This window comes from Corallococcus aberystwythensis (genome assembly GCF_003612165.1).
Taxonomy (GTDB): Bacteria; Myxococcota; Myxococcia; order Myxococcales; family Myxococcaceae; genus Corallococcus; species Corallococcus aberystwythensis.
In genome coordinates this window covers 1-23,407 of sequence record NZ_RAWK01000111.1, presented here as the reverse complement: position 1 = coordinate 23,407, position 23,407 = coordinate 1, and the positions used below count along the sequence as shown (strand labels likewise).

Genomic DNA, 23,407 nt, shown 5'->3' with positions numbered 1-23,407 from the left:
GATGATGGGCCGCACTCCTACCACCCTGTCCTGACATGGCATTCCACTCGACCTCCGGTTCGGATCCGCGCCAGGATAGCTGACAACCTGTGAGGTTGGAAGCGCGGGACAGGACCCGTGACGGTCCATGGGTGTTCCTCCGCGGACGCCTGCCCGCAGGGCTTGGGTTTCTCGGGATGGGCGGACCCGGTGGGGCGGTTAGAAGTCCCGTGCCCACTGTTTCGCACCTCGAGGACCGCATGACGCGTCGTACCCCGCTCGCCCTGCTGGCCGTCCTGCTCATGACGGCTCCGCCCGTGTGGGCCCTGGCCCCGGCTCCCCTTCCGAAGCCCGCTGCCTCCCAGGCCGCGCGCACCTCCGCGAAGTCCGCCGCCCTGGCCCCTGTCGCCAGCGTGGAGGGCATCACCGAATACCGCCTGCCCAATGGCCTGCGCGTCCTGCTCTTCCCGGACCCCACCAAGGCCACCGTCACCGTCAACGTCACCTACCTGGTGGGCAGCAAGCACGAGGGCTACGGCGAGACGGGCATGGCGCACCTGCTCGAACACCTGATGTTCAAGGGCACGCCCACCACCCCCAACGTGCCCCAGGCCCTCACCGAGCGCGGCGCGCGCCCCAACGGCACCACCTGGCTGGACCGCACGAACTACTACGAGACCCTGCCCGCGTCGGACGACAGCCTGTCCTGGGCCCTGGCCTTCGAGGCGGACCGCATGGTCCACAGCTTCATCGCGCGCAAGGACCTGGACAGCGAGATGACCGTCGTGCGCAACGAGTTCGAGTCCGGCGAGAACGACCCGCGCGGCATCCTCTTCAAGCGCACCATGAGCGCCGCGTACCTCTGGCACAACTACGGCAAGGCCACCATCGGCGCCAAGGCGGACCTGGAGCACGTGCCCATCGACCGGCTCCAGGCCTTCTACCGGCGCTACTACCGGCCCGACAACGCGACGCTCGTCATCGCCGGCCGCTTCCAGCCGGAGAAGGCCCTGGCGCTCGTGCAGTCCACCTTCGGCAAGCTCCAGAAGCCCGCGGATCCCGTGCCCCTCACGTACACCCAGGAGCCCACCCAGGATGGTGAGCGGGAAGTGACGCTGCGCCGCGTGGGCGACAACCAGCTGCTCTCCAGCGTCTACCACGTGCCGGAAGGCGCCCACCCCGACTTCGCCGCCATCGACGTGCTCACCGAGGTGCTGGGCGACGTGCCGTCCGGCCGCCTCTACAAGGCGCTCGTGGAGACGAAGAAGGCCTCGCGCGCGGGCGCGTTCAACTTCCAGCTGCGCGACCCGGGCGTCATCGGCTTCAGCGCGGAGGCCCGGCAGGATCAGCCCCTGCCCGCCGTGCGTGAGGGTCTGATCAAGACCGTGGAGGAGGCCGCCAAGACGCCCTTCACCGACGAAGAGGTGAACCGCGCGAAGACGAGCCTCGCGAAGCAGACGGAGCTCTTGCTCAACAACTCCGAGCGCGCCGCCATCCTCCTGTCCGAGTGGGCCGCCGTGGGTGACTGGCGCCTGCTCTTCCTGCACCGCGACCGCATCGAGTCCGTCACCCCCGCGGACGTCACCCGCGTGGCCGCCACGTACCTCAAGGCCTCCAACCGCACGCTGGGCACGTTCCTGCCCACGCCCAAGCCGGACCGCTCGGAGCTGCCGGATCCGGTGGACGTGGCGAAGATGGTGGAGGGCTACCAGGGCAAGGCCGCCGTGGCCCAGGGCGAGGCCTTCGACCCCTCCCCCGCCAACATCGAGTCGCGCGTGCAGCGCGGGGAGCTGGCCTCCGGCGTGAAGTACGCGCTGCTGCCCAAGAAGACGCGCGGGGAGATGGTCAACCTCACGCTGGACCTGCACTGGGGCACCGCGGAGGCCGTGAGCGGCAAGCTGCCCGCCGCGTCCTACGCCGGCAGCATGCTGATGCGCGGCACGAAGAAGCACACCCGCCAGCAGCTCTACGACGCGTTCGACAAGCTCAAGGCCCGCGTGGGCGTGGACGGGGGCGCGCTGGGCGCCAGCGTCTCCATCGAGTGCCCTCGCGCGAGCCTCCCGGAGGTCCTCAAGCTCGTCGCCGAGGTGCTGCGCGAGCCCGCCTTCGACGCGAAGGAGTTCGCGCTCGTCAAGCAGGAGCGGCTGGCCTCGCTGGAGTCCCAGCGCAGCGAGCCCCAGCCCCAGGCCAGCATCGCGTTCTGGCGCGTGCTCAGCGCGCAGTACCCCAAGGGCCACCCGTACTACGTGCCCACCCTGGAGGAACGCCTGGCCGACGCGAAGGCCGTCACCCTGGAGCAGGCGCGCGACTTCCACCGCCAGTTCTACGGCGCCTCGCGCGGGGAGCTCGCGGTGGTGGGTGACTTCGACGCGAAGGAGATCACCGCGCTCACGGGCACGCTGCTCGACGGCTGGAAGAGCCCCGCGCCCTACGCTCGCGTGCCCCGCACGTTCCAGCCCGTGGCCGCGAAGTCCGTGGTGCTGGAGCTGCCGGACAAGGCCAACGCGTACTTCCTCGGCGGACAGCTGCTCCAGGTGCGCGACGACCACGCGGACTGGCCCGGCATGATGATGGGCAACTTCATGCTGGGCGGCGGCTTCCTCAACTCGCGGCTGGCCACGCGCGTGCGCCAGCAGGACGGCCTGTCCTATGGCGTGGGCAGCAGCCTGTCCGCCCAGGAGCTGGACACGGTGGGCTGGTTCATCACCTACGCCATCTACGCCCCGCAGAACGCCCAGAAGCTGGAGGCCGCCATGCGCGAGGAGGTCACCCGCGCCGTGCAGAAGGGCTTCACGCCGCAGGAGCTGGACAAGGCGCGCGCGGGTCTCCTGGAGTACCGCCAGTCCAGCCGCGCGCAGGACGGGAACCTGGCGCAGCAGCTGGCGGACGGCCTGTATCTGGGGCGCACGCTGGCGTTCGACGCGGCCCTGGAGGCGAAGCTCCAGAAGCTCACCGCCGAGGACGTGCGCAAGGCCCTGTCCAACCACCTGGACTTCAGCAAGGCCATCCTGGTGCGCGCGGGTGACTTCGCGGGCGCCACCAAGAAGCAGCAGGCGCCGGTTCCTGCTCCGGGACCGGCCAAATAGAGTCCGCGGCCATGCCCGTGCAACTGGTGGAAGGCGACCTGCTGGACCAGCCGGTGGACGCCATCGTCAACGCGTGGAACCGGAACATCATCCCCTGGTGGCTGCTCATCCCCCAGGGGGTGTCCGGGGCCATCAAGCGACGGGGTGGCACGGCCCCGTTCCGGGAGCTGGCGCGCGTGGGGCCCATGCCCCTGGGCTCGGCGGTGGTGACCGGCCCGGGGCGCCTTCCGTTCAAGGGCATCATCCACGTCGCGGGCATCAACATGCTCTGGCGTGCGTCCGCGCGGTCCATCCAGGACTCGGTGCGCCACGCGCTGGAGCGGGCCGCGGAGCACGGCTTCCGCTCCGTGGCGTTTCCCCTCATCGGCGCGGGCTCCGGGAGCTTCAACGAGGACCGCGCGCTGGAGCTGATGCGCGAGGCCCTGGGGGACGCCCCCGCTTTCGACGTGCGCGTGGTGCGCTTCCGCCGTTAGACGGGAGCGCATCTCTTCACACGCGAAGCGAGGGTGACATGATCGACCTGTATACGTGGGGCACGCCGAACGGCTTCAAGGTGTCCGTGGCGCTGGAGGAGCTGGGGCTGCCGTACACCGTGCACGCGCTGGACATCTCCACCGGCGTGCAGAAGGAGCCCGCGTTCCTGGCCATCAACCCCAACGGCCGCATCCCCGCCATCGTGGACCGCGCGGAGGGGGACTTCGCCGTCTTCGAGTCCGGCGCCATCCTCCTCTACCTGGCGGAGAAGACGGGCCGGCTGATGCCCACGGACGCGAAGGGCCGCTCCCTCGTCACCCAGTGGCTGATGTTCCAGATGGCCGGCGTGGGCCCCATGCAGGGGCAGGCCAACGTCTTCTTCCGCTACTTCCCGGAGAAGCTCCAGCCCGCCATCGACCGGTACCAGAACGAGACGCGCCGCCTCTACACGGTGCTGGAGAGCCGGCTGAAGGACCACGAGTACCTGGCCGGGGACTACAGCATCGCGGACATCGCGAACTGGGCGTGGGTGCGCTCACACGACTGGGCCGGTGTGTCCCTGGACGGTCTGCCCGGCGTGCAGCGGTGGCTGGCCGCCATCGAGAACCGGCCCGCGGTGCAGCGCGGGCTGGATGTGCCCACGCCTCGCAAGCAGGAGGACGCGCGGACCGCCGCGGAGCGCATCGAGGGGGCTCGCGCCCTCATCCAGCGCTGAAGCGCCCTCCCCTCCCCTGCCCCGTCACGCATGGACCCGGACATCCTCCCCGGGCGTGCGCATGATGGGGCCGTTCGAGGCCCCCTTCCGGGAGCCCGGGGAGTGGATGACATGAGAGCGGTGCGGAGCCTGGGCCGGTGGGCCGGACTGTGTCTGGCATTGGGACTGTGGGGCGCGTGCGCGCCGAGCGGTGGCGGCACCGTGCGCGCGTCGCGGGACAACGTGGCGCCGGATGGCTGCGCGCCGGCCACGTGCTCGCAGGCGATGGTGGCCTGTGGCCGGACGCCGGATGGGTGCGGGGGCTTCATTGACTGCGGCGACTGTCAGGCCGGCACGTGCAAGGAAGGCCGCTGCGTGGCGCCGCCCGTGCCCGCCGAGCCGAAGAAGGACCCTACGGGTCCCATCAGCACCTGCACCCCCGGGTGCAAACCCAACGAGTCCTGCGTGGACAACCGCTGCGTCTGCCAGCGCGCGACGTGCGCCACGCTGGGGCTGAAGTGCGGCACCGCGGACGACGGCTGCGGCGGCGTGTTGCAGTGCGGTGCGTGCGTGCCGGCGTGCCAACCGGACGAGATGGAGTGCTGCGGCGCGTGCATCCCGAAGTCCGACGGGCGCTGCCCGGAGAACGTGCACTGCCCCAAGGCGAACCCCCTCCCCACCCGCTGACGCCGTGCGGCTTCCGGGCCCCGGATTCAGGGCCCGGAACCCGGAATGTCAGACCCCCCCGCTATACCCTTCCCCGTCGCGCACACGGGCGGTCCGCCGGCCTCGCTGGTTCGAGTCCGAGAGCCCCCCATGCGCCCTCACCGCATGGGCAGCCTCTGGCCCCCGTGTGTGCGACGCCATGTGAAGGCACGAGGTCCGGGGGACTCGTGCAGGCAGGTCCCATGGATGCCATCGCCGTCGACGGGCCAGAGACGCCACCGGTGTGTCAGGCGCGCCCCCGACGGATCCACGATGACCGGTGCGCGCGAGGCGGGCGGCGTAGTTGTTACCCCTCCCACTGTCCGCCTCGCGTGCTCCCGAACTCTGGCAGGTCATGTCTGGGTTTGGCGCGCACGGCCCGGGCAGGCGGGGAGCCAGCCGGGTGACGGTGTCCCCTGCCCCGGCTTGCCATGGACGCGTCCCGGCGTGATACCCCCCGGGACGCGATGGAACTCCGATACGACATCGTCGTGGTGGGACTGGGCCACGCGGGCTGCGAGGCGGCGCTCGCGTGCGCGCGCATGGGGCTGTCCACCCTGGGCGTGACGCTCAAGCGCGAGCGCGCCGCCGTGATGAGTTGCAACCCCGCCGTGGGTGGCACCGCCAAGGGCCACCTGGTGCGTGAATTGGACGCGCTGGGCGGACAGATGGGACGCGCGGCGGACCTGGCGGGCACGCACGTCAAGACGCTCAATCCCTCCAAGGGCCCCGCCGTGCAGGCCACTCGCGTCCTCTGCGACCGCGACGCCTATGCCGCCGGCATGCAGGCCGTCCTCTTCACCCAACCCAACCTCACCGTGCTCGAGGGCGAAGTCGCCGCCGTCGTCGCGGAAGGGGGCCGGGTGAAGGGTGTCGTGCTGGGGGACGGCACCCAGGTGGTGGCCCGCGCGGTGCTCCTCACCACCGGCACCTTCCTGCGCGCGCTCATGCACGTGGGCGAGCAGAAGGAGGTCGGTGGCCGGCTGGGAGACGAAGCCGCGCGCGGCCTGTCGGAGTCGCTGCACGCGCTGGGCTTCACGCTGGGCCGCTTCAAGACGGGCACGCCCGCGCGCCTGTCCCGCGACAGCATCGACTGGGATGCCGTCACACCGCAGCCGGGGGACACCGGGGTGCGGCCGTTCTCCTGGCGCACGCAGGTGGAAGAGGGCCTTCCGTTCCCACGCCGGCCCGCCGTGATGTGTGGCCTCACCGCGACCACGCAGGCGACGCACCAGCTGCTGCGCGACAACCTGCACCGCTCGCCGCTGTTCCAGGGGGACATCGTGGGGCGGGGGCCGCGGTACTGCCCGTCGCTGGAGGACAAGGTGGTGCGCTTCGCCGCTCGTGAACGGCACCAGGTGTTCCTGGAACCGGAAGGGCCCACGTCGCCGCTCGTGTATCCGGCGGGCCTGTCCACCAGCATGCCCGCGGACGTGCAGCTGGCCTTCCTGCGCACCATCCCCGGCCTGTCGCGCGTGGAGGTGATCCGCTACGGCTACGCGGTGGAGTACGACTACGCGCCGCCCACGCAGCTGCACCCCACGCTGGAGACGAAGGCCGTCGCGGGCCTGTACTTCGCGGGCCAGCTCAACGGCACCTCCGGCTACGAGGAGGCCGCCTTCCAGGGCCTGTGGGCCGGCATCCAGGCGGCGCTTCAAGTGAAGGGCGAACCGGCGCTCGCCGTGGGCCGCGATGAGGCGCACGGCGCGGTGCTGGTGGACGACCTGGTCACCAAGGGCGTGGATGAACCGTTCCGCATGTTCACCAGCCGCTCCGAGCACCGGCTCCGCCTGCGCGAGGGCAACGCGGACCTGCGGCTCGCGCGCCACGGACATCGCGTGGGGCTGTTGCCGAAGGAGGCCCTGGAGCGCGCGGAAGCCCGGGCCCACGCGGTGACGGAGGAGGTGGCGCGGCTCAAGCGCACCGGCCTGGCCCCGCGGCTCAAGCGCCCGGAGGTGACGTACGCGCAGCTCTCCCAGGAGCGCGAGGACTTCCCGGCCCTCACCCCCGACGTCACCGAGGAGGTGGAGGTCGAGGTGAAGTACGAGGGCTACATCGCCCAGGCCGCACGGGCCGCGGCGCGCGAGGCGGAGGCGTTCGACCGCTGGCGCATCCCGGACACGTTCCGCTTCACGGACGTGCGCGGTCTGGGTACGGAGGCGGTGGAGAAGCTGTCCGCGCACCGGCCCGGGACGGTGGGGCAGGCGCGGCGGATTCCGGGCCTGACGCCCGCCGCGGTGTCGCTGCTCCTGGTCGCGCTCAAGCGGGGGCAGGGGACGTCAAGTGATCAGGAACAGGGCTGTGGATAACGTGTGGACAATTCTGGGGATGGATTTCTCCTGAGTGATTCCAAGGACTTGAAGGGCCCTTCGGGGTGGAGGTGTTGTGGATAACGCGCGGTTCGCAGATCAGCTGGCGTCGGGATGCAGTGCGTTGGGCGTGACGGTGGGGCCGGACGTCGGGCCCCAGCTCCAGCGGCTGATGGCGGAGCTCCTGAAGTGGAACGCGAAGGTGAACCTCACGGCCATCACCGCGCCGGAGGAGGTGCTGGAGAAGCACTTCCTGGACTCGCTGGCGGTGCTGCCGGAGGTGACGGGCGCCACGTCGCTCTTGGACCTGGGCGCGGGCGCGGGCTTCCCGGGGCTGCCGCTCAAGCTGGTGCTGCCGGGCATGGGCGTGACGCTGGTGGACACGGTGGGCAAGAAGATCGCGTTCATCAAGGCCACCGCCGCCAGCATGGGCCTCACCGGCGTGCGCGGACTGCACGCCCGGGCGGAAGGGAAGCCGGAGACGGAAGGGATTCCGCGCGCGCAGGTGCTCATCGCGCGCGCGTTCATGGACCTGCCGGACTGGCTGGGCCTGGCGCCCGCGTACGTGGAGGAGGGCGGGCGCGTGGTGGCGATGCTGGGCAAGGCGCAGACGGACGCGGAGCTCCAGGCGCGCGCGGCGGAGCGCAACCTGCGCGTGGTGTCCGCCCGGGCGTACCGGCTCCCGTTCTCCGGTGCCGAGCGTCAGGTCGCGGTGTTCGCGAAGCAGTAGGGGAGGGCGCCCGGGCTCCGGCTTCAGGCCGGGCCCGCTGCCTGCTGCATCTCCCGGAAGTGCTCCAGCACGTGCTCGAGCGCGTGCTCCGAGACGAAGTCCAGCCCCTGTCGTGCGCCCTCGGCGGCCTCGGCGGCGCGCTCGAACATGGCCGCTTCGTAGCCCGCCACGGCCCGGCTCCAGTCGGAGTCCGCCGCGAGCGCGAGCCCCAGCTCCAGTCCGTCGAGCATCGCCATGTTCACGCCCTCGCCGGAGAACGGAGACATGACGTGGGCCGCGTCCCCGAGCAGCGTCACGCCCGGCCGGTGCGTCCACCGATGGCCCACGGGCAGCGCGACGATGGGACGGGAGACGATGGTGTCGTTGCTCGCGTCGATGAACGCGAGCAGGGACGGCGCCCACCCCGGGAGCAGCGCCTTGAGCTGTTCGCGCGCCCGGGGAGGGGAGGACGTGTCCACGAGCCCCTCACGGAGCTGTGCCTCGGAGACCCGGAACATGAAGTAGGCGCGCACGTGGCCGTGGCTGCTGCGCTGGGCGATGAGCCCCCGGTTGTTGCCGACGACGGAGAGCTTCCCGTGCGGAAGCAGCTTCGCGATGGCCGGATGCCGCGTGTCCACGTCGTCGATTTGCAGCTCGATGAAGAGCACGCCCGTGAAGGCCGGCGTCTCCTGCGACACGAGCGGGCGGATCCGCGACCACGCGCCATCCGCGCCCACCACCAGGTCGAACTCGCCGAGCGTTCCCTCAGGGCCCACGACGCGGTGGCGCCCGTCGGGGAGCGGCTCCACGGCGGACACCTTGCTTCCCCAGCGGATCCGCTCCGAGGGGAGGCTGGCCAGGAGCAGGTCGCGCAGCTGCGAGCGGTCGATCTCCGGCCGGTCACCGTTGCTGGCCTCGTTGTGCTGGAAGTGGAGCGTCCCCTGGGCGTCATAGAGGGCGTCGCCCTGGTCGTCGTACCGGGCGACGGCCTTGAACTCCGCCTCCAGTCCCGCCTCGCGAAGGGCGCGCAGACCGGAGTCGCCGTGCAGGTCCAGTGAACCTCCCTGAGGACGGGAGAGCGCGTGCTCATCCAGTTCGAACACCGTGAACGGGATGCCCCGTGTCGCCAGCACCCGCGCCAACGTCAGTCCACCCGGGCCACCGCCGACGATTCCCACCGTTCTGGTCTTTTGCATAGCCTGCTATGTAAAAGACGATAGGGCCCCATGCAACCGAAAGGGCCTCAGTCGACCGCGCTGATGGCCGTGGAACACGACGTGATGGCCGGCTTCAGCTCGAAGGAGCAGTCGGTAAGCCTGCTTCAGCGCGTAGTGGAGCACCTGGAACGGTGGAGCGGATCCACGTCACGGCGCGAGTGGATCCACCGCAAGGGGAAGGATGGAGCCTCCGCCCACGAGGGTTGGAACCCTGTTGGGACAGTCCGGCCGAACCACAGAACGGGTCCGACAGTCGGATCCGTTGGGACCCCTGCGGCAGACACGCCAGGCCCAGGAACCCACTGGGTGTTCCCGGATCCGTTGCGTCATCCGCCGGAGGTGTAGAGCCTTCGCTCCTCCCGAAGCTCACGAACTGGTCCGACAGTCGGACCAGTTGAGACCAGCGCGGCCAACGACCCGGGCCACCGGACCCTTCCTGTTGTTCCCAGGTTCGTTTCGGCATCCGCTGGAGGCGAAGGCTTTCGCTCCACCCGGGCCACATGAACGGGTCCGACAGTCGGACCCGTTGAGCGCACCGTCGCTGGCGCCTCCGCGCTGACCCCCTTTGTGGCTGGGGGCCAGTCCGGCCGAACCACAGAACGGGTCCGACAGTCGGATCCGTTGGGACCCCTGCGGCAGACACGCCGGGCCCAGGAACCCACTGGGTGTTCCTGGATCCGTTGCGTCATCCGCCGGAGATGCAGCGCCTCCGCTCCGCCCGAAGCTCACGAACTGGTCCGACAGTCGGACCAGTTGGACGGCATCCCGCAGGAGGTGGACTGCGTGGAACCCCGTCGAGCCATGGATTGAAGTGATCCACACAGGGCCGTGGATCACTTGAGCGCCTGGGGCATTCGCGAGCGTTCGCGTGTGGTGCGTGGATCACACGCGGCCGGTGCCTCGGGTGGGGTGATGGCCTAACGTGCCGCCGCGTGACGGACACCGCTCGCAGCCCCGGGCGCGATGAGCTCGCGCGCTTCCTTCGCAGCCGCCGTGAGCGCTTGCGCCCGGAGGACGTGGGGCTTCCTTCCGGTTCGAGACGGCGCACGCCGGGCCTTCGCCGCGAGGAGCTGGCCCGGCTCGCCGACGTGGGCGTCAGTTGGTACACGTGGCTGGAGCAGGGGCGGGACATCCACGTCTCGGAGCCGCTGCTGGAGCGCCTGGTGGTGGCGCTCCGGCTCACGCCCACGGAGCGCCTGCACCTCTTCGAACTGGCGCACGGCCGGCCCGCGTCCCGGCCCGTGAGCTCACCGGCTTCGGTCAGTGACGCGCTTCAGCGGCTCCTCGACGCGCATCCCTTTCCGGCGCTGGTCTCCACGCGACGCTGGGACATCGTCGCGTGGAACGCGGCGGCGACGGTCCTCTACGCGGACCTGACACAGCCCACTTCGGAGGAGCGCAACGGCTTGTGGTCGCTGTTCATGAATCCGGAGCGGCGCGCGCGCATGCCGGCGTGGGAGGAGGCGGTGCGCCGGGCGGTGGCGGGATTCCGGATGGACGCCGCGAGGGCCGCGGACCGGTCGGAGTTCGACGCGCTGGTGGAGAAGCTCCAGGCCGCGAGCCCGGAGTTCGCGCGCCTCTGGAGCGAGCACGACGTGGTGGAGACCCCCTCCATGCTCAAGGTGATCATCCTCCCGGAGCTGGGACCCATCGAGTTCGAGAGCGTCATGCTCACGCACTCGGAACCGGATGGGCGGGAGCTGCGCGTGTCCTTCTACCAGCCGCGCCCCGGTCCCCACCTGGAGCGCGCGCGGGCGCTGTTCGCGCGGCCTTGAGTCACCCGGTCAGGTCCGCGTGTAGCACTGGATGAGCGTCGTCCCGGTCTTGCCGCACTGGCTGGCGGATCCGCCGTCATAGCCCCGGGCGATGCACGCCGAGTAGACGTTCATGGGAACCTTGCAGGGGTTGTTCGTGCTGACCCAACGGTAGACGGTGAGCTCCTGCTCGGCCGTGCCGAGGTTCGCGGGGGCCTTGGTCCCAACGGTTTCCTGCGTGGGAGCGCCGTCATTCATCTCCTCCTCGGGACCGCAGCCGACGGCGAGGGCCGTCACGGCGAGCACCAGCGCGAAACGCAGACTCTTCAGCTTCATGGGATGGCTCCGGTTCATGGCCCGGTCGGGGCAGTGGGGCGGTGTTCGACAGGGGTTCGAACACCGCCTCGTTTCAAGACGGAGCGGGTACGTGGCGACGAAAATCCCGGTTACATCCCCGGCCGCGCGTCACGGGTTGAAGCGGACGCCGGTCCACGCCTCGCTCGCGGTCCACAGCCGGTCCGCCCGCTTCGGATCCACGGCCCAGTCCTTCACGCCGCGCCGGATGGTGGCGTCGGGCGGCGCCATCACGGCGATGTCGACGTTCTCGCAGTACACGCCGCCCTTGCCCTCGAGCTGCGGATGGGTCGCGCACCAGACCGTGGTCGCGGCGCCCTGTTCCGGGGTCTTCAGCGGCTCCACCTTGTTGGAGTTCTCAATGGAGGCGCGGACCTCCTCTTCGGACATGGACCGGACCAGCTCCGTGAGGATGCCGCCGGGGTGCACGGCGAACGCGCGCACGCGGTGCTGTTCGCCGCGCGCATCCAGCCCGACGGCGAAGAGGATGTTCGCGGTCTTCGACTGCCCGTAGGCGACCCACTTGTCGTAGGGGCGCTGGTGGAAGTTCGGGTCCTCGAAGTCGACGTCGGAGAAGAAGTGGCCGCGCGATGACAGGCACACCACGCGCGCGCCATTCGCCTGCTTCAGCGCGGGCCAGAGCCGGGCGGTGAGCTGGAAGTGGCCCAGGTGGTTCGTGGCGAACTGGGATTCGAAGCCGCGCGCATCGCGGGTGAGCGGTCCGGCCATCACGCCCGCGTTGTTGATGAGCAGGTGCAGGGGCCGGCCCGACGCGAGGAAGCGTGACGCGAACGCGTCGATGGAGGCCGGGTCCATGAGGTCGAGCGTCTCCAGCTCCACGCGCTCCAATCCGGCGAGCGCCGCGCGCGCCTTGCCGGGAGTCCGCGCCGGGACGATGACGGTGGCACCGGCCGCATGGAGCACGCGGGTGGTCTCCAGTCCGATGCCCGCGTAGCCGCCGGTCACGATGGCGACGGTGCCATCCATCCGGGTGTTGCCCAGCGCCTCGCGCGCCGTGGTGGTCGCGCCGAAGCCGGAGTTCAGGGGCTGCTGTTTCGTGGTCATGGGCACAAGGTGCAGGCTCGGCGTCCGCGCGAAAAGGGCGTCAATTCATCCTATGAGTGGCACCACCCGGATGCGGCTTCCGGAAGGGGAGGGCGGTCCATGGAAGCGGTGAAACTGCGAGTCGCGAGGCCGGCCACGAACCTGGACGCGGTGGTGCGCTTCTACCGGGACGGGTTGGGCTTCCAGGTGTTGGGAGGGTTCGAGGACCACGCGGGGTTCGACGGCGTGATGCTCGGGCATCCGGGGGCGCCGTATCACCTGGAGTTCACGGTGGAGCGCGGACACGCGGCACCACGAGCCCCATCCGAGGACCACCTCCTGGTGTTCTACGTGCCGGACCCGGAGGCATGGGCGGCGCGGGTCCACCGCATGGAGGCCGCGGGCTTCGCACCGGTCCCGTCACGCAATCCGTACTGGGACGCGAACGGAAGGACCTTCGAGGATCCGGACGGCTACCGCGTCGTGCTCCAACAAGCTGACTGGTCGCGCTGACGCCGCGTGTTCCACGTGGAACACGTCCCCAGGTACCGCCGCGGGACGAAGCAAGGTCCGGCACCGCCTGCCGGAAGGCACGGGACGGATGTCCGAAGCCCTGGCGCGAAAGCCCACGCGGGCCGAGTCCCCACGCATCCGTCAGCGGATGAGGCCACGGATCCCGGAGGGCGTTGCCGCCATGTCTGGGGGATGCCGTGTTCCACCTGGAAGGCCCGCCGCATGGGCCGCGAAGGGGTGGGGCAGCGGAAGGGCAGGGGACGTCACGCTTTCAGCGCAACACCTCTGGTCTCTTTCCCGGCTTCAAGCCGCTGGGGTTCGCGACGCCCGTCCGTGTTCCACGTGGAACAGGCGGGGGCTGAAGCTCCAGCCGGTGAGGCCGATGCGCCTGAGTCCCAACAGCACGTGAAGAGATGAAGCGTGGGCGCCCCGTCGGTCATGCGCAGGTCCGCGATTCGCATCACGGCGGTGGCTTCGAACGCAGGTGCGAAGAGCGTTGGCCTGGTCCGCTCACGGACCCGATTCGGACGACATGGCCAGCACCGGCTGAACGGTCGACCGGTGTTCCACGTGGAACACCGCTGGCTCTCCGTCCCCGCGCGGTGCGGTTGCTCATCACGGAGTCCGGACGCCTGACATGAAGCGCTTGATGGTGCGCAGCGGGAAGGGGCCGACGCTCACGCGGCCTTCCGTGTTCCACGTGGAACACGTTCCCAGAAGGCGCCCTCCCGGTTGCCCGAACAGGTGGCGCGGCAGTGAAGGCCAGCGGATGGGAATCAGTGGGGCGATGTGAAGGAAGGGCCGCATGAGCGGCTGCGCATCCGTCACTCATGGCATCGGCTCACAGCCCCAGCGCTACGGATCCGAGAGGGCGGCGCCGGTCCTGCGCGCTGGTGACGGATACGAACGGAGGAAGGTGAAGGAAGCCTCGGGCTGACTGCTCCTTCTCCGACCAGCACTTGAACCGTGTGCAGGGGAAGGACGCCGACCTTTCTGGCCCATCTGTCCCAGGCGTGTTCCACGTGGAACGTCCCATCGTGGCAGCGGCACTTCGACGGATCCCGGATGGGGCGCTCACAGACGAGGACGTGTTCCACGTGGAACGTCCGAAGCCGTCCACGGCTTGGCGGCCCTGTGTTCCATGAACAGTGCGGGACCGTTCTTTCGCGAGGCATGGTCGCGAAGGGGTAGGCGTGTTCCACGTGGAACGTCCGTCCGTGGATCCACGGCCTGGGCCGCTCACAGACCTGCGTGAAGCGCGACCGTCTTTCGCGACACAGGCGCGTGGTGATGCATGCGCATCTGGAGTCTGGCCCGCTCACCATGCGGCTGCCTGGGCACGGACGTGTTCCACGTGGAACGTCCCAAGGGGTCCACTGCCTGGAGGCCTCATGTTCCACGTGGAACGTCCAGCCGCGGATCCACGGCCTGAACTGCTCACGGACCTGCATGACTCGCGGCCGTCTCGCGCGACAGGCGCGTGGTGATGCGTGAGCACCTGGAGTTCGTCGTGCTGGAACTGCCGAACAGGTCGAAGCGGTTCGCACGGGAGGGTGGACCGAACCTCGCTGCGTACCTGCGGCTGCGTGAGCATGAACGTGTTCCACGTGGAACGACGCGCGCCTGACCAAGACCTTGGGCCGTCTTCCGACCGCACCCGTTACCCGCTTCTCTTCGAGAACGAACTCGCGACTGCCTGAACGTGTTCCACGTGGAACGTGCGGACCGGTTGGGACGTCTGCGGCTGCACTCGATGCCTGCTTCTCTTCGCACCACGCAGTCGCGCTGACCTGAACGTGTTCCACGTGGAACGTGCGAACCGGATGGCCCGTCTTCAGCTGATCTGTGCCCGGACCGGCACTGGACCGCGCTTCGGCGTAGCGGTGCTCCCAAGCGGAGGAGGCCGTGCACGTGGAGCAGCTGGTCCTCAATGCGCCGGCTGTGTTGCGCGTGGACCCGTGCGGGACCGTCCGTTCGCATCGGGGTGCCCAGGTCCGAAGATGGCGTCATCAGTGGATGGGTCCGCGAAAAGCGTGGGGCCGCTCTTCGCACTGCGGTGCTCGTCACCGCATGGCGCGTGTTCCACGTGGAACGTCTGGGCGGGCATGGCCGGGAACCGGTCGCATCAGTCAGCCCGTCACTTCCTGGAGGCGCGGACCTGAGCGGGTGGTCCATGCCATCGCATCCAAGGTCCGCGCGGGTGCCCCACCGGCGAGGGCCGCTGTGCTCGCGCACGGGTTCGCGCTTCCGGTGAGTTGCTCCCCACGAACCGCCCACCCGCGACATCAAGCCAACGCGGTGAGGTCGCCTGCGCTGGCTCACGCCGATGCGTGCTCCACGTGGAACGACGGGCATGCCCATCACCGATGCGGCCCACCAACGATGGGCCCGCTGTGAAGTGACGCCGGTCTTCAGATGCCGGCAGCGCTGATGACGGCTCCGGTTCAGCGAAGGGCCCACGCAGGGCAGTGCATCCAGGTGGCGCGTTGAACCGGACGCCATCGATGCACATCGGGCCGACATCCGCAGTGCTCCGGTAGAACGCGGAGGTGGACCCCGCGCGGAGGTCGCAGCCACGGACCGGCCCAAACACCCCAACTGCCCGGAAGCGGTGACCGGGGTTCCGCGGTGTGCCCACGCGCCCGCGCCGGGCCTGAACGGAACTCGCTGCTTCCACGCCACCGCGAATCCGGAGCCCACCCCCCTGAAGTCATCGGACACGCGCGGCCTCCGCGTTCCCGAACCGGCCTGAGCTCCGCCGTGCCCATCTCGGACCTGAGCCAGATGCCGGAACCGTCGAACGCAGCGGCTCGCGCGAAATCCACCCGCGCCCATGAACCCACGAAGCCTGGTCGTTCCACGTGAAACGCCGGACCCGCGAACCGCGTGAAGCCACCCCCTGAAAAACCCAACACCCTTCCAGCCCGCGCGGAATCACCCCGCCTGAAGCAGCCAGGCAGGCACGCCCCGGCACCCCATCCGGCCGAATTCCCACTGCCGCACCGCCATCCACGGGCCCCCGAGCGAGGGGCCGGGCAGCACTTCGGCGTCACCTTGGATGGGAAATTGATCCGTCCTCGGACCCCGTGCTACCTGCCTGATCAGGCCCCGATTCGCGCGCACGTCCGCGCGAACCGCGGGCGGGGCCCTGGCGTCAGCCGGGGCGAGAGAGGATGGGCCACGTGGGTCGTATCATCTGCATCTCCAACCAGAAGGGCGGCGTGGGAAAGACCACCACCGCCATCAACCTTGCAGCGAGCCTCGCGTCCGCGGAGCGCCGCACCCTGCTGGTGGACATGGACCCCCAGGGCAACGCCGGCAGCGGCCTGGGCCTCAAGCGCGACTCCCTCAACGGCACCGTCTACGACGCGCTCCTCGGCGGACGTCCCGCCTCCGAGCTCATCCACCCCACCGAGCTGCGCTTCCTCCAGGTCATCCCCGCCACGCCCGACCTCACCGGCGCGGAGGTGGAGCTGGTGAACCAGGAGCGCCGCGAGTTCCGCCTGCGCGAAGCCCTGCTGCCGCTCAAGGACAAGTACGACTACATCATCATCGACTGTCCGCCCTCGCTCGGCCTGCTCACGCTCAACGCGCTGGTGTCCGCGGACTCCGTCCTCATCCCGCTCCAGTGCGAGTACTACGCGCTGGAGGGCCTGTCCCAGCTCACGCACACCATCGACCTGGTCAAGCAGGGGCTCAACCCCTCGCTGAAGATGGAGGGCATCCTGCTCACCATGTTCGACGCGCGAGCGAACATCGCCCATCAGGTCGTCGACGAGGTGCGCGGCTACTTCAAGGACCAGGTCTTCCAGGCCGTCGTGCCGCGCAACGTGCGCTTGTCCGAGTGCCCGTCCTTCGGAAAGCCCATCATCCTCTATGACATCAAGTCGAAGGGTTGCGAGAGCTACCTGGCGCTCGGCCGCGAGCTGATGCGCCGGGACTCCCCCAAGCCGTCCAAGCGCCGGGTCGCCTGACCGGTCTCCTCCTTATTAGGGGTTCCCAACCACCGTGCAGAAGACCGCAGACACCCAGAAGCGCGCCCTGGGCCGGGGCCTCTCCGCCCTCATCCCCCAGGCCGCCCCCGCCGCTCCGCCGCCCGCCGCGCCCCCGAAGGGCGGCGTGCTCAAGCTGGCCATCGAGTCCATCCACCGCGACACGCTCCAGCCCCGCCGCCACTTCGACGAGACGAAGCTCCACGAGCTCACCGAGTCCATCAAGGCGCAGGGCCTGCTCCAGCCCATCCTCGTCCGCAAGAACCCGAACAAGGGCGGCGACGGCTACCTCATCATCGCGGGCGAGCGCCGCTGGCGCGCGTCCCAGGCCGCGGGTCTCAAGGAGATTCCGGCCATCGTGCGCGAGGTCACGGAGGCGGAGTCCTTCGAACTCGCCCTGGTGGAGAACCTCCAGCGCGCGGACCTGAACCCCATTGAAGAGGCGGACGGCTACAAGCGCCTGGTGGAGGAGTTCAAGCTCACGCAGGAACAGGTGGCCCAGAAGGTGGGCAAGGAGCGCTCCACCGTCGCGAACGCGCTGCGCTTGCTTGCCCTGCCTCCGGACGTGAAGGCCATGGTGGCGGACGGGTCGCTGTCCATGGGCCATGCGCGCGCGCTGCTCGGCGTGCCCCGGCTGCCGGAGCTGCAGAACCTGGCGAAGCAGGTGACGGAGAAGAAGCTGTCCGTGCGCGACACGGAGCGGCTGGTGCAGCAGGGCAAGTCCGCGAAGGGCGGCAAGGATGCAGGCAAGCCGGCGCCCAAGGTGAGCCCGCAGGTGAAGGCGCTCACCGAGGAGTTGCAGCGTCGGTTGGGAACAAAGGTCCGTCTGTCGGAGAAAAGCCCGGGAAAAGGCACCCTGGAAGTCGACTTCTTCTCCTACGATGACCTGGACAGGCTGTTGAAGCTTCTGAGGAAGGAGTAGGGCGTGGCGCTCCTTGGCGGGAAGAAAGACGAAGCACCCAGCAAGCCCCTGTTCAAACGGGAGGAGGATTTCGTGTCGACGCGTCCGGGTGAGGTTCACACGCTTCTGGGTAAGGGAAGCGAGTTCGAGGGGAAGCTCACCTTCGAGGGTCAGGTTCGAATCGACGGCAAGTTCAACGGGCAGATTGTCACCAAGGACGTGCTCGTCATTGGCGACGGCGCCCGCGTGCAGGCGGAGATTCAAGCCGGCACCGTCATCATCAACGGCACGGTGGAAGGCAACGTGCGCGCCACGCAGCTCATCGAGCTGAAGCAGCCGGGCCGCGTGAAGGGCAACCTGGAGACGCCGTCGCTCTCCATGGACCGCGGCGTCATCTTCGAGGGCTCCCTCAAGATGGAGAACATCGGCAAGGGCGGCGGAAACCCGCCCCCGCCCGGAGAGAAGAAGTAACGGTGCGTGGCTTCGCGTCCAGCGCGCGGTGGGTCCCGGGGCTTGAACGCCTCGGGCTCGTCTCACTCGTCTCGCTGGGCGTTCTCTTCGGTGGCTGCGAGGGCTGCCAGAAGAAGACGCCGGCCGGCGAGCCCCTGACGGAGGACGCGGGGCTGCGCTCGGGCGTGAAGGTGCCGCTGCCGCCGGGCTGGTCCGCGCAGGTGGCCACCGACGGCAGCTTCCAGGCGGGCCCTCCCGGCCGCCCGGCGCTGCGCGTGGACTTGAAGCCGGGGCAGGGCGAAGAGATGCCCTCCTCGGAGACGCTGGCGGACACCGTCCGTCAGCAGATGAAGCAGTTCACGCTGTCGCTGGACCAGGAAGAGGACACCCCTTCCTTCTCCCTGCTGCGCGTGACCATGGCCCCGTCCCTGGCGGACGGAGGGGTGGGCCCGGAAGCGCCCGCGTTCTTCGGCGCCCGGCGCGTGGGGGATGACTTGTTCCTCTGCGCCAGCCTCCCCGGTGCCTCCGCCGAGGAAGTCCGCCTGGCCACCGAAGCCTGCCGTACCATCCAGGTCCAGGCCGCGCCCCGCTGAAGGTCCTATCCTTGGGGTTCACGGCCTTCTTCTTCAGGAGCCGGAGCCCATGGACGACTGGCGCAAGAACCTCATCGACGACGCGGAAGGCATTGGCGAGCTGCTCGCTCGCACGCAGCGCATCGCCGTGCTGGGCATCCGTCCGGAAGCGCAGGCGGACAAGCCCGCGCACGCCATCCCCAAGTTCCTCCAGGACCACGGCTTCACCGTGCTGCCCGTGCCCACGCACGGCGAGCAGGGAAGCATCCTGGGGACGCCCATCTCCGTGTCGCTGAAGGACCTGCCCGGGGACGTGGACGTGGTGCAGGTGTTCCTGCGGCCGGACGACATCACCGCGCACGTGGACGGGATGCTGGAGAAGAAGCCGTACGCCGTGTGGTTCCAGCTGGGCATCCGCAACGACGCCGCGGCCGAGCGGCTGGCGCGCGCGGGCATCCGCGTGGTGCAGGACCACTGCATGAAGGTGGAGTGGAAGAAGCGGCACCCGGAAGGCTGATAAGCGACAAACGGTGGGGGGCTCGGGAACGTCCTGCGCGGCCCGGGTGTCCCCATTACGTGAGACGGGTGATGTTTCTGCCGACTGGTACGGGGAGGGGATGGACTTCGGGACCGGCCCGGGGTGCAATTCCGTCCACGTCCCATCCACCAAGGTCTTCAGGACTTCCCCAAAGCTGTACGACTTCCTAACCTTGGCTTCCCGGCCTGTGTCGAGCGCCCGCCCGGCCCAGGTCTCCACCGCAGTGCCCCCTCGTAAGGAGTCCGCGCATGACGCTCACCGAGATGCTTCCCCTCCCTCTGGCCGCCGTGGAGATCGGGCCGCTGGGTGAGCAGTTGGCAGCGGCGGGGGGCCTCGTCATCACCGCGGCCGCCGCGCTCTGGGCCGCGTGGACCCGCCCGGCGCAGCAGCCGGCTCCGGTGCCGGTGCCCGTGCGCCGCAATCCTCCGCGCCGCCGCTAGGGCCTTCCGTAGCACCCGTCGTCACCGTCTGGACTCGGGCCCGTGCCCGGCGCGCCTTGAAGCAGCGCCGGGCGGCCCTCCTGCTTCAGCGCTTCATCGCCAGCGACAGCGCGAAGTCTCCGTCCGCGTCCGTCCACCACGCGGCCAGGTCGAGGCCCGCGTCGCTGAGCTCCGTCTGCACCTGCTCGCGACAGAACTTGCAGCTCACCTCCGTGCGCAGACATTCGCCCGCGGCGAACTCCACGCGCCGTCCCAGGTCCTCCATCCACACGGACTGGGCCTTGCGCGAGATGAGCCGCATCTCGATCCACTTGTTCGCTTCGTCGAAGGGGGCCAGGTGCTCGAAGGCCTCCGGGTCGAAGTCCGCCTTCAGCTCGCGGTTGATGACGCGCAGCACGTTGCGGTTGAAGTCCGCCGTCACGCCCGCGCTGTCGTTGTAGGCGGCGAACAGGCGCTCGCGGTCCTTGAGGAGGTCCGTGCCCAGGAGCAGCCCGTCCCCCGGCTTGAGGCCTGACGCCAGCTCGCGCAGGAACAGCGAGCGCTGCGCGGGCTTCAGGTTGCCAATGGTGCCGCCCAGGAAGGCGATGAGCCGCCGGCCGCCCCCCGGGATGCGGCCCAGGTGCTGCTCGAAGTCGCCCACGACGGCATGCACGGCGATGCGGGGGTACTCGCGCGACAGGTCCTCCGCCGCCTTGCGCAGGAAGGCCTCGCTCACGTCGAAGGGCACGAAGCGCTGGAGCTGCCCGGCCGCGTCCATCGCGTCCAGCAGCAGGCGCGTCTTCTCGCTGGTGCCGCTGCCCAATTCCACCAGCGTGTCCGCGCCGCTCAGCCGGGCCACGTCGTCCGCGTGGGCGCGGAGAATCTCGCGCTCACGGCGCGTGGGGTAGTACTCCGGCAGCCGGGTGATGTCGTCGAAGAGCTGGCTGCCGCGCTCGTCGTAGAGCCACTTGGGGCTCAGCTCCTTGGGCCCGCGGCAGAGCCCCTCCAGCACCTCCGCTCGCAGCGCCCGCAGTGCATCCCCGGGCCTCACGTGGACGTCCACCTTCACGCCTGGCGCCGAGTGGCCGTCCGCGACGCGTGCCTCCGCCTGCTCCGTCCTCATCCTCATGCGACCCTCACCTCACGTCCCGTGCACAGCGAAAGCCGGCGAAGATCTGCCGGCGGATGGGGAAGTCCCAGTTGCGGAAGCTGTTGCGCACCGCCACCGGCGCGCTCGCCCAGGCGCCGCCGCGCAGCACCTTGGACGTGTCGCCGAAGAAGACCTCCGAGTACTCGCGGTACGGAAAGGCCCGGAAGCCCGCGTACGGCTGGAAGTCGCTGGCGGTCCATTCCCAGACGTCGCCCAGCAGGCCCCAGACGCCGTCCGCGCTGCCGCCCAGCGGATGGCTGCCCACGGGGGACGGGCCCCAGCGCGTGCCGCCCAGGTTGGCGTGCGCGTCCGTGGGAGCCGCGTCGCCCCAGGGGTGCGCACGCGTCACGCCGTCACTGCCCTGCGCGGCCTTCTCCCACTCGGCTTCCGTGGGCAGGCGCTTGCCGGCCCAGCGCGCGTACGCGTCCGCCTCGTACCAGGACACGTGCTGCACGGGTTCGTCCTTGGGCAGCGGCTCCACGGTGCCGAAGCGGCGGCGCAGCCAGACGTGGTTCCCCTGCGGACTCCAGAAGAGCGGGTGGCGGATCCGCTCCGCTTGGATCCAGGCGAAGCCCTTCGGATCCCACCAGCGCGCGTCCTCGTAGCCGCCGGACTCCACGAACACGAGGAAGTCCCCCGTGGTGACGGGGTGCGCGTCCAGGAGGAAGGGCGCCACCTCCACGACGTGCCGCGGGCGTTCGTTGTCGTAGGCCCACGGGTCGTCGCTGCCCAGGTGCACCGGGCCGCCCGGGATGAAGACCTCGTGCTGGGGCACCGCGCCGGGCTGGGGCCTCAGGGCCTCCACCGGGTGGTACTCCACGTGCGTCATCAGCTGCAGCGTGGCGGCCAGCGTCTCCGCGTGCTGCTGCGCGTGCTGCGCCACCATGCCGAAGACGAAGCCGCCGTGGAGCAGCGGATCCGCGCTGTCCTCGGGCAGGGTCTCCAGGTGCGCGGCCACCGCCGTGCGCACGCGGGTGGCGTAGGCCCAGGCGGCCTCCGGCTCCAGCATGGGCAGCGTGGAGCGCGTGTTCCGGGGGTGGCGGAAGGCGTCGTAGATGGCGTCGAACGCGGGGTCCGTGAAGGCCGGAGCGCCCAGCGCGCGCAGCAGCCACTGCTCTTCGTAATTGGCCACGTGGGCCACGTCCCAGACCAGCGGGGACATGAGCGGCGAGTGCTGCCGCATCAGCTCCACCTCCGGCACCGGCGCGAGCATCGCCTGGATGCGCTCACGCCCCGCCTCCAGCTCCCGCCAGGCCCGGGCCTTCCACGGCACGGCCTGACGGACGCGGGCACTTCCCTGCTCATGGCTCCTCAGCGACATGGTCGGCCCAAGGTAGGAAGGGGCTCCGGGGCCCGCTAACCCCCCGGGCCCCCTGGGTGGGAGGGACCCGTGAGGGAGCGCACGTTTGCGAGCCCGTTACCCCTCCGTGTTGCCCCCGAGTCCTAACCAGCCGGGACGAGGCTGTCGGGGAGTTCTGGACCAAAGGGTTCGTTTTTGCCCAAACGACACCGCGGGCGCAAGGGCCCAGGACCTCCGGGAGTGGCCGCTCCGGGTCCCCCCGGGTCATCCTCCGGGGCAGCCATCTGTCCACCAGTCGTCGGGGTATTCCGGGAAGGCGTGTCCGTGTGGGGGAGGGGGTCTCTATGCTGCGGGACATGGTTCAGCCCGTGCCGCACAAGCCCGTGCTCGTGGTGGAGGACGACGAGGATGCTCGCGCCGCCATCGCCGAAATCCTGGAAGCGGAAGGTTACGAGGTGGCCGTCGCCGCCAATGGGCGCGAAGCCCTGGACGAGCTCCAGCACCTGCCTCCGCCGAGCCTCATCCTCCTGGACCTGCGGATGCCGGTGATGGACGGCCCGGAGTTCCTGCGCCACCTGCGCGCGGACTGGCCGAAGCTCAAGGCCGTGCCGGTGCTGCTCTTGTCGGGTGTGGGCACGGAGGCGCTGCCGGACACGGGCGGGCTCTTGAAGAAGCCCATCGTCCCGGACGAGCTGGTGGCCACCGTGGGCCGGCTGTCCGGCCGGATCCCCTGAGCGCCCCCGGGCCTTACGGCAGGGCCCCCGGGACACGCGGGTGTGTCAGCCCAGCCGCGTCACCGCGAGCAGCGTGAGCGTGCTGGCGCGCGGGTCCTTCTCGTAGACCAGCTCCAGGTCGTGGCCTTCCACGCGGTGCCGCGCGGGCCCCACCACCGAGTCATGGCTCTTCGACCGCTCCGCCAGGCGCGCCAGGGTGTTCTGCAGGGCCTCGAAGGCTTCAGAGGACATGCGACCCACCTCCCGCCACGCGGGCGGCGCGTAGTGGACTCGGTACGGCAGGACCAGGCGGTTTCTTGCGGAAGACTGGGACACGGGTTCGGTTCCTCGACGCACCTCCTCCATTGCGAACCGCGTGCCCGCTGAACAATCCCGGGAATTCCAAGGACTTTCGCGCCGGGTCGGCGCGGACGTCTGAAGAAGTTACGGGCCGGGCAAATTCGTGGGGGAAGAAATGACTGGCCGTGCGGCAGGCCTGGAAGAGGGGTGAGGCTGTCTCTTATACACCTCTCC

The 23,407-nt window shown here is 69.8% G+C and carries 21 protein-coding genes; 15 read left to right on the top strand and 6 right to left on the bottom strand.

Features of this window, described 5'->3' with window-relative positions; translation table 11 throughout:
- The first annotated feature begins 239 nt into the window (after window positions 1-239).
- The 6 genes from D7W81_RS19470 to rsmG all read left to right on the top strand — a co-directional run bounded on the left by D7W81_RS19470 (window position 240) and on the right by rsmG (window position 7,977).
- Window positions 240-3,065: a M16 family metallopeptidase gene (locus D7W81_RS19470; RefSeq protein WP_208721370.1), complete on the top strand. Its 2,826-nt coding sequence runs from the start codon at window positions 240-242 to the stop codon at window positions 3,063-3,065.
- Window positions 3,066-3,076: 11 nt separating this feature from the next.
- Window positions 3,077-3,538, top strand: coding sequence for a macro domain-containing protein (locus D7W81_RS19465; RefSeq protein WP_120556889.1), 462 nt, complete (start codon window positions 3,077-3,079; stop codon window positions 3,536-3,538).
- Window positions 3,539-3,576: 38 nt separating this feature from the next.
- Window positions 3,577-4,254, top strand: coding sequence for a glutathione S-transferase family protein (locus D7W81_RS19460; protein ID WP_120556888.1), 678 nt, complete (start codon window positions 3,577-3,579; stop codon window positions 4,252-4,254).
- 111 nt (window positions 4,255-4,365) lie between these two features.
- Window positions 4,366-4,920: a hypothetical protein gene (locus D7W81_RS19455; protein WP_147445547.1), complete on the top strand. Its 555-nt coding sequence runs from the start codon at window positions 4,366-4,368 to the stop codon at window positions 4,918-4,920.
- A 485-nt stretch (window positions 4,921-5,405) separates the two neighbouring features.
- A complete protein-coding gene (gene mnmG / locus D7W81_RS19450) occupies window positions 5,406-7,247 on the top strand; it encodes a tRNA uridine-5-carboxymethylaminomethyl(34) synthesis enzyme MnmG (protein ID WP_120556886.1) in 1,842 nt (613 codons plus the stop codon).
- Window positions 7,248-7,323: 76 nt separating this feature from the next.
- The gene (gene rsmG / locus D7W81_RS19445) at window positions 7,324-7,977 is read left to right on the top strand and encodes a 16S rRNA (guanine(527)-N(7))-methyltransferase RsmG (RefSeq protein ID WP_120556885.1); all 654 of its coding nucleotides are present in this window, start codon (window positions 7,324-7,326) and stop codon (window positions 7,975-7,977) included.
- A 23-nt stretch (window positions 7,978-8,000) separates the two neighbouring features.
- On the opposite strand, the gene D7W81_RS19440 is transcribed toward rsmG, so the two are convergent.
- On the bottom strand, window positions 8,001-9,134 hold the full coding sequence (locus tag D7W81_RS19440) for an FAD-dependent oxidoreductase (protein WP_244227297.1): 1,134 nt from the start codon (window positions 9,132-9,134) through the stop codon (window positions 8,001-8,003).
- Window positions 9,135-10,105: 971 nt separating this feature from the next.
- On the opposite strand from D7W81_RS19440, the gene D7W81_RS19430 reads away from it, so the two are divergent.
- Window positions 10,106-10,948, top strand: a complete 843-nt coding sequence (locus D7W81_RS19430; protein WP_120556883.1) for a helix-turn-helix transcriptional regulator — start codon at window positions 10,106-10,108, stop codon at window positions 10,946-10,948.
- A gap of 9 nt (window positions 10,949-10,957) precedes the next feature.
- Here D7W81_RS19430 and D7W81_RS19425 read toward each other — a convergent pair whose 3' ends face one another.
- Together D7W81_RS19425 and D7W81_RS19420 are read right to left on the bottom strand one after the other, a co-directional pair.
- Window positions 10,958-11,263 carry a hypothetical protein gene (locus D7W81_RS19425; RefSeq protein WP_120556882.1) on the bottom strand — a complete coding sequence of 102 codons (306 nt, stop codon included), beginning with the start codon at window positions 11,261-11,263 and terminating at the stop codon, window positions 10,958-10,960.
- A gap of 129 nt (window positions 11,264-11,392) precedes the next feature.
- The gene (locus D7W81_RS19420; protein WP_120556881.1) at window positions 11,393-12,346 is read right to left on the bottom strand and encodes an oxidoreductase; all 954 of its coding nucleotides are present in this window, start codon (window positions 12,344-12,346) and stop codon (window positions 11,393-11,395) included.
- A gap of 99 nt (window positions 12,347-12,445) precedes the next feature.
- Here D7W81_RS19420 and D7W81_RS19415 point away from each other — a divergent pair, with 99 nt between their 5' ends.
- The 7 genes from D7W81_RS19415 to D7W81_RS19380 all read left to right on the top strand — a co-directional run bounded on the left by D7W81_RS19415 (window position 12,446) and on the right by D7W81_RS19380 (window position 19,731).
- Entirely contained in the window at window positions 12,446-12,838 is a 393-nt protein-coding gene (locus D7W81_RS19415) for a VOC family protein (RefSeq protein ID WP_120556880.1), read from the top strand.
- A gap of 3,182 nt (window positions 12,839-16,020) precedes the next feature.
- Window positions 16,021-16,812 carry a ParA family protein gene (locus D7W81_RS19405; RefSeq protein ID WP_120556898.1) on the top strand — a complete coding sequence of 264 codons (792 nt, stop codon included), beginning with the start codon at window positions 16,021-16,023 and terminating at the stop codon, window positions 16,810-16,812.
- 34 nt (window positions 16,813-16,846) lie between these two features.
- Window positions 16,847-17,752 (top strand): ParB/RepB/Spo0J family partition protein, encoded by a 906-nt coding sequence (locus D7W81_RS19400; RefSeq protein ID WP_120556878.1) that lies wholly within the window; start codon window positions 16,847-16,849, stop codon window positions 17,750-17,752.
- Window positions 17,753-17,755: 3 nt separating this feature from the next.
- Window positions 17,756-18,202: a bactofilin BacM gene (bacM, locus tag D7W81_RS19395; RefSeq protein ID WP_014400844.1), complete on the top strand. Its 447-nt coding sequence runs from the start codon at window positions 17,756-17,758 to the stop codon at window positions 18,200-18,202.
- 2 nt (window positions 18,203-18,204) lie between these two features.
- Window positions 18,205-18,774 (top strand): hypothetical protein, encoded by a 570-nt coding sequence (locus tag D7W81_RS19390; RefSeq protein ID WP_120556877.1) that lies wholly within the window; start codon window positions 18,205-18,207, stop codon window positions 18,772-18,774.
- 49 nt (window positions 18,775-18,823) lie between these two features.
- Window positions 18,824-19,270, top strand: coding sequence for a CoA-binding protein (locus D7W81_RS19385; protein ID WP_120556876.1), 447 nt, complete (start codon window positions 18,824-18,826; stop codon window positions 19,268-19,270).
- Window positions 19,271-19,539: 269 nt separating this feature from the next.
- A complete protein-coding gene (locus tag D7W81_RS19380; protein WP_120529951.1) occupies window positions 19,540-19,731 on the top strand; it encodes a hypothetical protein in 192 nt (63 codons plus the stop codon).
- An 85-nt stretch (window positions 19,732-19,816) separates the two neighbouring features.
- Here the strand turns inward: D7W81_RS19380 and egtD are convergent, their stop codons facing one another.
- A complete protein-coding gene (gene egtD, locus D7W81_RS19375; RefSeq protein ID WP_120556875.1) occupies window positions 19,817-20,839 on the bottom strand; it encodes an L-histidine N(alpha)-methyltransferase in 1,023 nt (340 codons plus the stop codon).
- 7 nt (window positions 20,840-20,846) lie between these two features.
- Window positions 20,847-22,181 (bottom strand): ergothioneine biosynthesis protein EgtB, encoded by a 1,335-nt coding sequence (gene egtB / locus D7W81_RS19370; protein ID WP_120556874.1) that lies wholly within the window; start codon window positions 22,179-22,181, stop codon window positions 20,847-20,849.
- Window positions 22,182-22,516: 335 nt separating this feature from the next.
- On the opposite strand from egtB, the gene D7W81_RS19365 reads away from it, so the two are divergent.
- Window positions 22,517-22,894, top strand: coding sequence for a response regulator (locus D7W81_RS19365; protein ID WP_120556897.1), 378 nt, complete (start codon window positions 22,517-22,519; stop codon window positions 22,892-22,894).
- A 45-nt stretch (window positions 22,895-22,939) separates the two neighbouring features.
- Here D7W81_RS19365 and D7W81_RS19360 read toward each other — a convergent pair whose 3' ends face one another.
- Complete coding sequence (locus tag D7W81_RS19360) at window positions 22,940-23,125, bottom strand: hypothetical protein (protein ID WP_120556873.1); 186 nt, start codon at window positions 23,123-23,125, stop codon at window positions 22,940-22,942.
- Window positions 23,126-23,407: the final 282 nt, after the last annotated feature.